The 13,343-nt window shown below is 73.8% G+C and carries 11 protein-coding genes; 3 read left to right on the forward strand and 8 right to left on the reverse strand.

Annotated elements, in window-relative coordinates; all coding sequences use genetic code 11:
- Positions 1–73: 73 nt before the first annotated feature.
- Positions 74–760, reverse strand: coding sequence for an N-acetyltransferase (locus tag M4D82_RS07240; RefSeq protein ID WP_249771538.1), 687 nt, complete (start codon positions 758–760; stop codon positions 74–76).
- Positions 761–915: 155 nt separating this feature from the next.
- Complete coding sequence (locus M4D82_RS07245) at positions 916–2,373, reverse strand: aminotransferase-like domain-containing protein (RefSeq protein WP_249765246.1); 1,458 nt, start codon at positions 2,371–2,373, stop codon at positions 916–918.
- Here M4D82_RS07245 and M4D82_RS07250 point away from each other — a divergent pair.
- Together M4D82_RS07250 and M4D82_RS07255 are read left to right on the forward strand one after the other, a co-directional pair.
- Positions 2,372–3,355, forward strand: coding sequence for a DMT family transporter (locus tag M4D82_RS07250; protein ID WP_249765247.1), 984 nt, complete (start codon positions 2,372–2,374; stop codon positions 3,353–3,355). The genes M4D82_RS07245 and M4D82_RS07250 overlap by 2 nt on opposite strands.
- A gap of 57 nt (positions 3,356–3,412) precedes the next feature.
- The gene (locus M4D82_RS07255) at positions 3,413–3,613 is read left to right on the forward strand and encodes a DUF1918 domain-containing protein (protein WP_249765248.1); all 201 of its coding nucleotides are present in this window, start codon (positions 3,413–3,415) and stop codon (positions 3,611–3,613) included.
- A gap of 125 nt (positions 3,614–3,738) precedes the next feature.
- Here M4D82_RS07255 and M4D82_RS07260 read toward each other — a convergent pair whose 3' ends face one another.
- On the reverse strand, positions 3,739–5,007 hold the full coding sequence (locus M4D82_RS07260) for a glycoside hydrolase family 10-like protein (RefSeq protein WP_249765249.1): 1,269 nt from the start codon (positions 5,005–5,007) through the stop codon (positions 3,739–3,741).
- Between the two features lie 155 nt (positions 5,008–5,162).
- On the opposite strand from M4D82_RS07260, the gene M4D82_RS07265 reads away from it, so the two are divergent.
- Positions 5,163–6,065, forward strand: coding sequence for a 3-hydroxybutyryl-CoA dehydrogenase (locus tag M4D82_RS07265; protein ID WP_249765250.1), 903 nt, complete (start codon positions 5,163–5,165; stop codon positions 6,063–6,065).
- 25 nt (positions 6,066–6,090) lie between these two features.
- Here the strand turns inward: M4D82_RS07265 and M4D82_RS07270 are convergent, their stop codons facing one another.
- The 5 genes from M4D82_RS07270 to pheS form a co-directional block, all read right to left on the reverse strand.
- Positions 6,091–6,621 (reverse strand): NUDIX hydrolase, encoded by a 531-nt coding sequence (locus M4D82_RS07270; protein WP_249765251.1) that lies wholly within the window; start codon positions 6,619–6,621, stop codon positions 6,091–6,093.
- A 52-nt stretch (positions 6,622–6,673) separates the two neighbouring features.
- Entirely contained in the window at positions 6,674–8,011 is a 1,338-nt protein-coding gene (locus tag M4D82_RS07275) for an NsdA family TPR-like regulatory protein (RefSeq protein WP_249765252.1), read from the reverse strand.
- A gap of 374 nt (positions 8,012–8,385) precedes the next feature.
- Complete coding sequence (locus M4D82_RS07280) at positions 8,386–9,501, reverse strand: PP2C family protein-serine/threonine phosphatase (RefSeq protein ID WP_249765253.1); 1,116 nt, start codon at positions 9,499–9,501, stop codon at positions 8,386–8,388.
- Positions 9,502–9,678: 177 nt separating this feature from the next.
- Complete coding sequence (gene pheT, locus M4D82_RS07285; RefSeq protein ID WP_249765254.1) at positions 9,679–12,207, reverse strand: phenylalanine--tRNA ligase subunit beta; 2,529 nt, start codon at positions 12,205–12,207, stop codon at positions 9,679–9,681.
- Positions 12,207–13,334 carry a phenylalanine--tRNA ligase subunit alpha gene (gene pheS / locus M4D82_RS07290; protein ID WP_249765255.1) on the reverse strand — a complete coding sequence of 376 codons (1,128 nt, stop codon included), beginning with the start codon at positions 13,332–13,334 and terminating at the stop codon, positions 12,207–12,209. Before pheS ends, pheT begins: the two co-directional genes overlap by 1 nt.
- Positions 13,335–13,343 lie beyond the last annotated feature (9 nt).

Here is a 13,343-nt window from a genome sequence, read left to right on the forward strand (position 1 = left end):
GCACGTGCCGACCGTCGCGATGGCTCCCATGGCCGGCCCTCCGTTCACTGGACTCGTGTTGAACGCGTTCAACCTATCCCAGCGGGTGCCGCACCCATACGTTCGGCTCCACATAGACCGCGTAGCCGCGCTCCGGTTCACAGTGGACCGGCACCAGCGCCCCCGGGACCTGGACCGGTCCCGCCGTGTCGAAGGGCAGGCCGGTCCACTCCCGCCACTGCGCGAGCGAGCCGCTGACGGTCATCGACAGCGGGGCCACCGAGTCGATGACCGCGCCCGCGCGCACGTGGACCCGTAGCCACGGGTCGTAAGGGAGGCCGTCCTCGCGGGTGCGGTACGCGTACTCGGCCATCGGCGTGTCCGGCTCGGCCGGCTTGCCGCTCGGCCGGACCGGGGCGACCAGCTCCGCGAAGCCGGCCGCCCGTACGCTCTCGCGCATCGCGGCGAGCATCCGCGCCGACAGGCCCTCGCCCTGTCGGTCGGTGGCGACGCTGATCTCGATGGCGCTGACCGTGTCAGGCTCCACCCCGCGCCGCTGGTCGGAGAAGGCCCACATGAGGACCGCGTCCCAGCCGTTCGCCGGCAGTACGCCGCCCCGTGCCTCGGTGTGCAGGGCGAAGGGCAGGCTGAAGGCTCGGGCGATGACCTCGTCGCCCTCGGTCGCGATCCAGACGTGGTCCGGGAACTCGGCGACCATGCGGGGGTAGAGGAGCCAGCCCAGCGCGTCGTTGACGGAGAACTCCGGCCAGGAGTCCTCCATGTCCCAGAGCCGCGAGGCCAGTTCGGGACGGGCGGCGATGGAGGTGATCACGATCCCGGTGTCAGGCCCGGACGCGTCGGATGTCTCGGCGATCTGTGCGCTCTCTGCGGCTTCTGCGGTCATTTCCGCAGGCTAGGCGGCACGTCACGACCGCCTCAACCGAGTTTGCCGGCCGGTCGGTCCTCCGTCGCGCCGCGCAGCCGCTGGACCGCCTCCACCAGGTCGCCCGGCCCCGAGACCCCCGCGAAGCTCAGCCGTACGTACGGGGCCGGCGGCTCGGCGCAGAAGTACGGGCGGCCGGGGGCGACCGCGACCCCGGCGCGCAGAGCGGCCGCCGCGAAGGTGGCGTCGTCACCGCTCCCGCCCGGCCGGACCCACAACTGGTAGCTCCCGGACGGCAGGTGCGGCAGTTCCACCCCGGGCAGCTCCCGACGCAGGGCCCCCGCGAGCACGTCGCGGCGGTGGCGCAGCTCGGCGGCGACGGCCCGCAGGTGGCGCGGCCAGGCGGGGCTGCCGACCAGTTCGAGGGCGGCCTCCTGGAGCGGGCGGGGCACGAAGAAGGAGTCCACGACCTGGATGGCACGCAGCCGGTCCAGCACCGGGCCCCGGGCGGCGAGCGCGCCGACGCGCAGGCTGGGCGAGGTGACCTTGGTGAGCGAGCGGAGGTGGACGACGACCCCGTCGGTGTCCTCGGCGGCGAGGGTCGGGGGCAGGGGACCCGCGTCCTCGTGCGCGAGGGAGCGCGCGTAGTCGTCCTCCACGACGAACGCCCCGGCGGCGCGCGCGATCCGCAGCACCTCCGACCGCCGCGCGGCGGACAGCACCACCCCGGTCGGGTTCTGGAACAGCGGCTGGCATACGAAGACCCGTGCGCCCGTGGCTTCGAAGGCGGCGGCCAGCAGCTCCGGTCGGACGCCGTCGGCGTCCATCGGCACCGGCACCGGGCGGCAGCCGGAGGCGCGGGCGATGGACAGCAGCCCGGGGTAGGTGGGCGACTCGACCAGGATCGGTGCTCCCGGCGGGGCCAGCGCCCGTACGGCGGCGGTGAGGGCGCTCTGCCCCCCGGCGGTGATCAGGACGTCGGCGGCGCCCAGGGCCCCCGCCGCTCCGCCGATCTCCCGGGCGAACCAGTCCCGCAGCTCCGGCAGCCCCTCCACGGGCGGTCGCCCCCAGGCCCCGGGGCGGCGGCCGGCCCGCGCGAGGGCGGCGGCCATGGCCCGCTCGGGCTGGAGCGAGGGGTGCAGGTAGCCGCCGTTGAGCTCGATCACCCCGGTGGGCGAGGCGGCCAGCGAGGCCAGGACGCCCGAGGCGTCCACGGAACGCGGGACGACCTCGCCGACGCCCTCGGCGCTGAGGGCGACCTCCTGCCAGGAGGTGTCGCCGCGCTCGGGGTCGCTCGTACGCGGCCGGGCCCGGTAGACGCCGGCGCCGGGCCGGGTGACGACCAGGCCCTCGGCGGCGAGCTGCGCGAGGGACCGCGAAACGGTCACGGGGCTCACCCGGTAGCGCTCCACGAGGGCCCGACTGGACGGCAGCTTTCCACCTACCGGGTAGCGGTCGAGCTCGGACCGCAGGGATTCCGCCAGTTCCGCCACACTGTTACGCTCATGCATGACAGCACAGAATAGCGCTACTCCCTCCGCCGCGATAGCGGTCCAGGTCCCGGGCAGCCCGGACCCCGACCGCTCGCGGGCCGCCCTCCCCCGGAGCGGAGCCGCGCCGGCCGGCGTGGCGGGTACGAGCGCGCGTACCGGTACCGTCCTCGCCGCGCTCGGCGTCGTCGCCTTCTCGCTGACCTTCCCCTCCACCGCCTGGGGCCTGGAGAGCTTCGGCCCCTGGTCGCTGGTGGCCCTGCGCAGCGTGCTCGCCGCCGTCATCGCGGGCACCTTCCTGCTCGCCGTGCGGGCGCCCCTGCCCCGCCGCGAGCACGGGGTGGGGCTCGCCGTCGTCGCCGGCGGGGTGGTCGTCGGGTTCCCGCTGCTGACCACCCTCGCGCTGCAAACCTCGACCACCTCGCACGCCGCCGTCGTCGTCGGGCTGCTGCCGCTGACCACCGCCGCGCTGTCCGCCCTGCGGACGGGCGCCCGCCCGTCCGGCCGCTTCTGGGCGGCGGCCGTCGCCGGGGCGGCGGTCGTCCTCGCCTTCGCCCTCGCGCAGAGCGGCGGTGCCCCGTCCACGGGGGACCTCTACCTGTTCGGGGCGCTCCTGGTCTGCGCGGCCGGATACACCGAGGGCGCCCGGCTCGCCCGGGAGCTGCCGGGTTGGCAGGTGATCGGCTGGGCCCTGGTCGGGTGCCTGCCGATCACGGTGGTCGGCGCCGCGCTCGGGCTCGCGTACGAGCCGGTGCGGCTGAGCGCCCACGGGGTGATCGGGCTGCTGTGGGCTGCCGCCGGGTCCACCTTCCTCGGCCTGTACGTCTGGTACCGGGGCATGGCCGCGATCGGGGCCCCGCGCGCCAGCCAGCTCCAGCTCGCCCAGCCGCTGCTGACCCTGGTCTGGTCGGTGGCGCTGCTGGGCGAGCACCTGACGCCGGCCGCCCCGGCCGCCGCCGGCGCGGTCCTCGTCTGCATCGCCGTGACCCAGCGGGTCAAATAGCCGCGAATCGCCCTAAACTGCAATCACTGGATCGGACCGTCACCGAGGAGGCCGGTTATGCACGCTACCGAGGGCGACCAGCTGGTGCAGCACGGCAGGATCGTCGGACAGCACGACAAGGTGGGCGAGATCACCCAGGTGCTGGGCGAGAACGGAACCCCCCCGTACCGGGTCCGTTTCGAGGACGGCCACGAGGCCCTCATGGCTCCCGGACCCGACTGCGTGGTCCGCCACCCGGCCGAGCCGCCCCGCCACTGAACACCACCCAGCGCAGACCACCCAGCGGACACCAACTCAGCGGACACCACTCAGCGGCGCTGAACGCCACCGGCTGCCCGGCCGGCCCGCCCCACGGGCCGGCCGGGCAGCGGCGCCCGCCCGCGTCAACGCGGTGGCGCCGCCGCGCGGTAGTGGTCGGCGACGACCCGGTCCATCGCGCCGTTGGGGTCCGCCACCACGTACTTCGCGGAGAAGTACGAGTGGCCCCGTACCTCGGGGTGCTTCCGGGCGAAGGTCAGGTGCCGCGACAACTCGGCCGGGTCCCGCCAGGCCTTCGTCGGGCTCTCGGCGTCGCAGCGGTACAGCGCCTCCCCCACGTAGAGGTCGACGCCGGTGCCCCGTACCGTCTCGGCCCACCAGGGCACGATCGCCGCGTAGTCGGCGGTGGGGTGGCCGATGTGCCAGTAGGCCTGCGGGACGATGTAGTCGAGCAGGCCCTCCTTGACCCACTTGCGGGTGTCCGCGTACAGGTCGTCGTACGTGGACACGCCCGCCCGCGTCCGCGAGCCGCGCGGGTCGACGTCGTCGCCCCGCCACACCCCGAACGGGCTGATCCCGAAGCGGGCCGCCGGTCGGATCCGGCGCACCTCGGCGGACATCTCGCGCACCAGCGTGTCGATGTTGTCGCGCCGCCAGTCGGCCCGGGTGTCGAAGGAGCCGCCGTACCGCTCGTACGCCGCGTCGTCGTCGAAGCGCTCGCCGCTCACCGGGTAGGGGTAGAAGTAGTCGTCCCAGTGCACCCCGTCGACCGCGTAGCGGGACACCGCGTCGAGCATCGCCCGCTGCACGAAGGCCCGTACGTCGGGCAGTCCGGGGTTGTAATACAGCTTGCCGCCGTACGCGACGAGCCAGCCGGGGTTGCGACGGGCCGGGTGCGAGGCGACCAGCCGGCCGGGGTCGGCGTGGTTGGCCACGCGGTAGGGGTTGAACCAGGCGTGCAACTCCAGCCCCCGACGGTGCGCCTCCGCGACCGCCACGCCCAGCGGATCCCAGCCGGGATCGCGGCCCTGCGTCCCGCTCAGCCACTGCGACCACGGCTCGTGCGGCGAGGGCCACAACGCGTCGGCCGCCGGCCGCACCTGGAGCATCACCGTGTTCAGCCGGCGCTCCACGGCGGCGTCGAGGAACGCGGTCAGCTCGTCGCGCTGCCGGCGCGCGGAGAGTCCCGCCTCGGAGGGCCAGTCCACGTTCTGTACGGTGGCGATCCACATCCCCCGGAATTCCGGCGTCCCCGCCCGGCGCGGATGCGCCGGCTCCGGTGCCGGCGCCGCCCGTGGCGCCGCCGAGGCCTCCGCGCCGAGCCCCACCACGGCCGTCGCCGCCAGCGCCCCCGCCGCTCCCGCCAGCAGCCCCCGCCGCCCGATGTACGTCATGTGACGAATCAACTCCGTTCCGTGACATTGTCTCGCGTGGGGCCAGCATGCCCGCCCCGGCCCGCCACACACTCCAGGGACGGGGGTAACGTCGGGGGGCGTGGCGGGCGCCGGAACGCAGTTACCACTGCACAGACACGGGGGACCCGCGATGGATGAGCTGCGAAAGGCACGATGTGACTGACCTCTCTACCCTCCCGACCGACATCGCACGGGTCGGCGTGGTGGGCTGCGGCCAGATGGGCGCGGGCATCGCCGAGGTGTGCGCCCGCAGCGGTCTTGAGGTGAAGGTCGCCGAGACCACCGGCGAGGCCCTGGAGATCGGGCGCACCCGGCTGCACAACTCGCTGACCAAGGCCGCCGAACGCGGCAAGATCACCGAGGAGGAGCGGGACGCCACCCTGGCCCGCCTCAGCTTCACCACCGATCTCGGCGAGTTCGCCGACCGCGACCTCGTCATCGAGGCCGTCGTGGAGAACGAGCAGGTCAAGACGGAGATCTTCCAGGTCCTCGACCAGGTGATCACCCGCCCGGACGCGATCCTCGCCTCCAACACCTCCTCGATCCCGCTGGTCAAGCTGGCCGTCGCGACCTCGCGGCCGGACCAGGTCATCGGCATCCACTTCTTCAACCCGGCCCCGGTGCAGAAGCTCGTCGAGCTGATCCCGGCGCTCACCACCGGCGAGGAGACCGTCAAGCGGGCCGAGGCCCTGGTGCGGGACGTGCTGGGCAAGCACGCCGTCCGCGCCCAGGACCGTTCCGGCTTCGTGGTCAACGCGCTGCTGGTCCCCTACCTGCTGTCCGCGATCCGGATGTTCGAGTCCGGCATCGCGAGCCGCGAGGACATCGACAACGGCATGGAGTTGGGCTGCGCCCACCCCATGGGCCCGCTGAAGCTGTCGGACCTGATCGGCCTGGACACCATCGTCTCCATCGCCGACTCCATGTACGCCGAGTACAAGGAGCCGCTGTACGCCGCTCCCCCGCTGCTCCAGCGCATGGTCGACGCCGGTCGCCTCGGCCGCAAGACGGGCTCGGGCTTCTACCCGTACGGCTGACCGGCCACCACCCCGCGCGGGCCTGCTAGCCGAGCCGCAGGTGACGCAACAGGAGCAGCCCGGCCGCCATGTTGGCGGCCGGGACCTCTCCGCGCGCGATCATGTCGGGCACCAGCTTGAGCGGCACCCACTCCCGACGCGAGGACTCGAACCCGTCCTCGGGCGGTCCGACGTACGTGGCCCCCTCCGCCCAGTAGAGGTGGTGACGGGCGTCGGTCAGCCCGTTCGAGGGCTCCACCGTCATCAGGTGGCGCAGCGGGCCCGGCCGCCAGCCCGATTCCTCCTCCATCTCCCGGGCCGCCGCCGCCTCGACGGATTCGCCGTCCTCGACCACGCCGGCGGGCAGCTCCCAGCCCCAGCTGTCGGTGATGAACCGGTGCCGCCACAGCAGCAGCACCTCGTCGGCGTCGTTGACGGCCGTGGCGACGGCGACCGGCCGCAGCCGGATCACGAAGTGGTCCAGGTGGCGTCCGTCGGGGAGTTCCACATCCGCGAGATTCACGTCGAACCAGCGGTTCTTGTACACGGTCTGCTCACTCAGGTTCATCCACTGCACGTTTGTGCCACCTTTCACTTCGTAGGTGGCAACATGGCAGCAGTCCGAGCCCTCAGAAGGGAACGCGCAGCGCCTCGTCGATGAGGCGGACGGTCTCCTCCGCGCCGGCGCAGCCGCTGGCCGACACCTGTTCGCGGACCGCCCGCAGCCGGTCGCGCAGTCGCAGCGACTCCATCCCCTTGGCCCGTTCCGCCATCTCGGCCGCCGCCACCACCGCCCGGTCCGCCTCGCCCTGGCGAAGCTGGATCTCGCAGAGCATCGCCAGCCGGTGGACCCGACCCCGGTCGTGCGCGGGCGCGGAGGCGGCCTCGGCGGCCTGTTCGTGCGCGGCGTCCAGTTCCCCGAGGCTCAGCAGCGCCTGGGCCACCTGGACGTTGACCAGTCCGGGCTGGACGTAGCCGGTCTCCTCGGGCTCGGCGCCGGGCCGGATCCGTGCTGCGGCGGCCTCGGCGCTGTGGATGCAGGCCAACGCGGCCGCCGCGTCGCCGAGTTGGGCGTAGGCCTTGGCCTGCATCGCGTACAGGTCGGCGGCGAGGGCCGGGGTGGTGTCACGTCCGGCGGCCCTCAGCGCGGCCTCCGCGAAGGCGACGGCCTGGCGGAACTCCCGCAGGTGCAGGGACTGGTTGACCAGGAGCGCGATCACGTAGGCGCCGAGCCCCCGGTCCCCGCTCGCCTTCGCGAGCCGCAGGGCCTGGTGGAAGTAGCGTTGGGCGAGGCCGTGGGCGTCGGAGTCGTAGGCGCAGATGCCCGCGACGGCCACCAGGGAACCGGTGGCCCGGTGCAGCAGCCGGCCGAGGTCGTCGGGGTAACTGCCGCGCAGCAGCGGCGCGGTCTCGCTGCCGAGGAAGCGCACGATGCGGGCCCGGGTGGCCATGCCGCCGGCCCGGCGGTACATCAGCTCGTAGTGGGCCCGTGCGGCGCGCAGGATCTCGATGTGCTCGGGCCCGACGCGCAGCGGCCCGCAGCGGGAGACGTCGGCGTCCTCGGGCGGGTTCTCCCACTCCCAGACCGGGATCACCGCCGGGGTGCCGGTGACGGCCTCGGCGGTGAGTTGCGCGGGCCGGCCCAGTTCGTCGGAGCGCCACAGGGCGGTGGCCCGGTCGACGAAGCCGCCGATGCGGGTGGCGTGCGCGCCGGCCTGGCCGGGGATGCCGAGCCCGATGTCGTCGAGGCCGACGGGCCGGTGCAGGCGCCCGCCCAGCACCTCGCAGATCAGGTCGGGCACCTGACCGCGCGGGCGCTGCCCCTTCAACCAACGGGAGACGGCGGTGTGTTCGTAGCGCAGCGCGAGTCCGCGGCTGCGGCCCGCCTGGTTGACGTGCGCGGCGAGTCCGGCGCGGGACATGCCCGCCTCGGCGAGGAGGGCGTCGAGCAGGGCGTTGGGCTGCATGGGCCCCTCCAAGGGCTCGGCGGAATCAGGCTAGTGGGTGCGCGCTTCACACGGGGTGTGAATGTCGTACGCGCATAAATGCGATACGGACCCTGCCCGGGGAGGGCCTTTCGGCGGTTCACTGAAGAGCCTCGCCAATGAGGCCGCTCGGGTCGTCGGCTCCCCCTCGTACAGTGCGACGACCCGACACCGCGCCGCCCGCCTTGCTGTCTGCCCGACACTCCATGGCAGGCGGGCGGCGCGCGCAGCGGCTCCGTCGGGTCCCGGTTGGTCGCCGGGACCCGACGGCAGCCGGGCCAGGTCCGCACCGGGCTCGTCCACCGGTCCGGTGCGGACCGGCACCCGCCGGACCGGCACCCGTCGGACCGGGCCGGTCAGGCGCGGTCGTTGCGCAGCACGAGCAGGGCGACGTCGTCGGTGAGTCGCCCTCCCGTGTGGCGCAGCAGCGCGGTGTGCACGCCCGCCACCAGCCGGGCGGGCGTGAGCGCCGGCGCGCCGGCCAGGACGCGGCCCAGCGGGAAGAACCGGCCGCGGCCGTCCCGGGCGTCCTCCGCCCCGTCGGTGTGCAGGACCAGCACCTCGCCCGGCGCGAGTTCCCCGCAGGGCTGCGGTCCGAGGTCGTGCGGCAGCGGCAGGACCCCCAGCGGCGGCAGGATCTCGCCGCCGACCAGCCGCGTCACGGCCACCGGCTCGCCGCCGCACGGCTGCCCGGGTCGGGCGGGCCCGTGCTCGGCGTACGGGCGCGCCGCCACCTCGCCGCGCCCCGCCGGGGCGATCCCGCAGGGTTCCCGGCTCGGGAGCGGCAGCGGCAGCGGCACCGGGCGCGGGCCGATCCGGTACGGCCAGGGGTGGCCGCAGTTCAGGGCCAGCACGGAGCCGTCCGGGGCGATCTGGAGCAGCAGCACCGTCACGAACTCCTCCCCCGACGGGGACTCCGGCTCGCCCGCGCGGGCCGCCGGGTGTTCCGTACGGGCCCGCTCGCGCAGGTGCCGCTGGAGGGAACGCTCCAGCCGGCGCAGCACCGCCGCCGGCGAGGGTTCGTCGTACGCCGCCTCGCGGAAGGAACCGAGGACGGCGGCGGCCGCCCCCAGCGCGGGCAGCCCGTGGCCCCGTACGTCGCCGATGAGCACCCGTACCCCGTACGCCGTCGGCACGGCCTCGTACAGGTCCCCGCCCACCGACGCGCCCCGGCTCGCGGACAGTTGGGCGGCGGAGATCGTGAGGCCCTCGATCCGCGCGGGCAGCGGCCGCAGCAGCACCCGCTGTGTGGCACCGGCGATGGCGCGCGAGCGCCGCAGTTCCCCGACGAGTCCGCGGCGGGTGTGCAGGGCGCAGCCCGTGGCGAGGAGCAGGAACGCCGCGCAGGTCGCCAGGCTCCGCGCCGGCGGCCCGGGGGAGGTCAGCTCCCAGGACACCGCGGCGCCGCCCCAGGCGAGGACGCACACCCGGCGCAACCCGTGCGTCCGGCGCATCCGCCCGCGCGTGGTCATCCGTAGGACACTCCCCTTCCGGCCATCCGGCCGAAACGATTGTGTCGACCTCACGACGCACCGGACACGGGTCACCGGCGTTCTCACCCGAATGAGTGAGGGGGCACGCCCGGTGGTCCGGGCGTGCCCCCTCAACAGGGCTTTACGGCTGGGCCCTTACGACCCGCCGCCGGGTGCTCACGCGCCCCGCAGCACCGCCCCGGTCCGCTCGCCGGCCAGGGCCACCGCCGCGTCGCGGGCGGCCGTGGACTCCTCGGCCGTCAGCGTGCGGTCGGGGGCCCGGAAGCGCAGCGCGTAGGCCAGGGACTTCTTGCCCTCGCCGACCTGCTCGCCGGTGAACACGTCGAACAGCCGCAGGGACTCCAGCAGTTCGCCGGCGCCCTCGCGCAGCGCGTCCTCGACGGAGGCCGCCGGGACGGAGGCGTCCACGATCAGCGCGACGTCCTGGGTCGCCACCGGGAAGGAGGAGATCCGGGGCGCCTGGAGGGCCTCGCCGCCGGCCGCCGCGAGGCGGTCGAGGTCGAGCTCCATGGCACTGGTCCGCGCGGGCAGGCCCAGCGCCTTGACGACGCGGGGGTGCAGCTCACCGGCGTGGCCGATGACCGTCTCCACGCCGTCCAGGGTGACGACGAGCTCGGCGCAGCGGCCCGGGTGCCAGGGCCCGTACTGGCCCTGGCGGACGACCAGTTCGGCACCGGCCTCGACGGCCAGGGAGCGGGCGGCCTGGATCGCGTCGGCCCAGTCGGCCGGGCGGCCCTTGCCCCACCAGCCGGCCTGCTCGCGGGCGCCGGCCAGCACGACCGCGGCGTGGCGCGGCTGCGCGGGCAGGGCCGCGTTCAGGGTGGCGACCTCCTCGTCCGTGGGACGCCGGTCGACGGGCAGCCGTACGGCGACACCCGCCTCGGCGGCGGCCAGGAAGACCGAACCGGTCTCGAAGAGCGCGAGGTCGTGGCTGCCCCGGCTGTCGTTGCGGCGCAGCGCGCCGAGCAGACCCGGCAGCAGCGTGGTGCGCAGCGCCGGCTCCTCGTCGGAGATCGGGTTGACGAGCTTCACGACCCGGCGGCTCGCGTCGTGCGCGGGCAGCTGGAGCTGGTCGAAGACGCCCTCGCCGATGAAGGGGTAGCTCAACGCCTCCACGTAGCCGGCGCCCGCGAGCGCGCGGCCGACGCGGCGGTGCAGCTGCTGCCGGGCGGTCAGACCGCGACCGGAGGGCACCTGCGGGAGGGTGGACGGGAGGTTCCCGTAGCCCTCCAGGCGGATGACCTCCTCGGCGAGGTCGTTGGGCTCGGCGAGGTCGGGCCGCCACGACGGGACGGTGACGACCAGCTCGTCCTGGCCGTAGACGTCGCAGCCGACCTCCTGGAGGCGGCGTACGACGGTCTCGCGGCCGTACTCCATGCCCGCGACGCGGTCCGGGTGGTCCGCGCGCATCGCGATGGTGCGCGGGGCGCCCGGGGCGATCAGCTCGGTGACGCCCGCCTCGGCGGTGCCGCCGGCGAGGAGCACGAGGAGGTCGACGGTGCGCTGCGCGGCAGCGGCGGCGGCCTGCGGGTCGACGCCCCGCTCGAAGCGCTTGGAGGCCTCGGAGGAGAGCTTCAGGCGGCGGGCGGTGCGCGAGATCGCCACGGAGTCGAAGTGCGCGGCCTCGATCACCACGTCGGTGGTGCCGGTGACGACGCCCGTCTCCGGGTCGGTGACGGAGTCGGCGATCTCGGTGTTGGCGCCGCCCATGACACCGGCGAGCCCGATGGGGCCGCTGTTGTCGGTGATCACCAGGTCCTCGGCGTCGAGGGTGCGCTTGACCCCGTCGAGGGTGGTGAACTTCTCGCCCTGCTCCGCGCGGCGCACGCCGATCGCGCCGTCGAGGCGGGAGCGGTCGTAGGCGTGCAGCGGCTGGCCGAGTTCGAGCATCACGTAGTTGGTGATGTCGACGGCGAGCGAGACCGGGCGCATGCCGGCCTTCTGCAGGCGCCGCGTGAGCCAGATCGGGGACTTCGCCTCGGGGTCGAGACCGGTCACCGTGCGGGCGGTGAAGCGGTCGCAGCCGGTCGGGTCGTCGATCTTGACGAGGTAGCCGTAGGAGTTCGGCGCCGGGACGTCGAGCAGTGCCGGGTCGCGCAGCGGCAGGCCGTAGGCGGTGGCGGCCTCGCGGGCCACACCGCGCATCGACATGCAGTAGCCGCGGTCCGGGGTGATGTCGATGTGGAGGACCTCGTCGACGAGCTGGAGCAGCTCGATCGCGTCGGTGCCGACCTCGTACTCCGGCGGCAGCACGATGATGCCGTGCGTGCCGTCGTCGCCCATGCCGAGCTCGTCGCCGGAGCAGATCATGCCGTGCGAGGTACGGCCGTACGTCTTGCGCGAGGCGATCGCGAAGTCGCCGGGCAGGACGGCGCCGGGCAGGACCACGACGACCTTGTCGCCGACGGCGAAGTTCCGGGCGCCGCAGACGATCTCCTGCGGGGCGCCGGTGCCGTTGGCCTGACCGACGTCGACCGTGCAGAAACGGATCGGCTTGCGGAAGCCTTCGAGCTCCTCGATGGTCAACACCTGACCGACGACGAGGGGGCCCGTGAGCCCGGCGCCGAGCTGCTCGACGGTCTCGACCTCAAGGCCGGCGTCGACCAGCTTGGCGGCCACGTCACGGCCGGTTTCACCCGCGGGGAGATCAACGTACTCCCGCAGCCAGGAAAGCGGGACGCGCATCAGATCTCACTCCCGAACGGTCGGGTGAAACGCACGTCACCCTCGACCATGTCTCGCATGTCTTCCACATTGTGACGGAACATCAGCATCCGCTCGATGCCGAAGCCGAAGGCGAAGCCGCTGTACTTCTCGGGGTCGACGCCGCAGGCGATGAGCACCTTCGGGTTGACCATGCCGCAGCCGCCGAGCTCGATCCAGCCCTCGCTGGAGCAGGTACGGCAGGGGCGGTCGGGGTTGCCCACCGACGCGCCGCGGCACACGTAGCACTGCATGTCCATCTCGGCGGACGGCTCGGTGAAGGGGAAGAAGTGCGGGCGCAGGCGCGTGGTGGTGCCCTCGCCGAACAGCTCCTGGACCATGTGGTCCATGGTGCCCTTGAGGTCCGCCATGGTCAGGCCCTCGTCCACGGCGAGCAGCTCGACCTGGTGGAAGACGGGCGTGTGCGTCGCGTCGAGCTCGTCGGTGCGGTACACGCGGCCGGGGCAGACGATGTAGACGGGCGGCTTGCGCTCCAGCAGCGAGCGCGCCTGCACCGGGGAGGTGTGGGTGCGCAGCACGACGCCGGACTCGTCGCCTTCGGTGCCTTCCGGGCCCTTGACGAAGAAGGTGTCCTGCATCTGGCGGGCCGGGTGGTCGGGCGTGAAGTTGAGGGCGTCGAAGTTGAACCACTCCGCCTCGACCTCGGGGCCTTCCGCGACCTCGTAGCCCATGGCCACGAAGATGTCCGCGATGCGGTCCATCAACGTGGTCAGGGGGTGGCGGGCGCCGGCGGGCACGCGGTCGTAAGGCAGCGTGACGTCCACGGCCTCCTCGACCAGCACCCGCTCGTCGCGCTCGGCCTCCAGCTCGACCGTGCGGGCCCCGAAGGCCTTGTTCACGGCGCCGCGGGCCTGTCCGACGCGCTTGCCCGCCTCGGCCTTGGCCTGGGGCGGCAGGGCGCCGATCTCGCGGTTGGCGAGCGCGAGGGGCGAGCGGTCGCCCATGTGCGCGGTCTTCGCCTCGCGGAGCTCGTCGAGGTCGCCGGCGGACGCGAAGGCGGCGAGCGCCTCGTCCCGCATGCGCTCGATCTCTTCCGGTTTCAGTGCCTCGACCTCGACAGGGTCGTACGACTTGTTCGGTGCCGACATCTCTTCCCG

Source organism: Streptomyces sp. RerS4, assembly GCF_023515955.1.
In the GTDB taxonomy this organism is placed as follows: Bacteria; Actinomycetota; Actinomycetes; order Streptomycetales; family Streptomycetaceae; genus Streptomyces.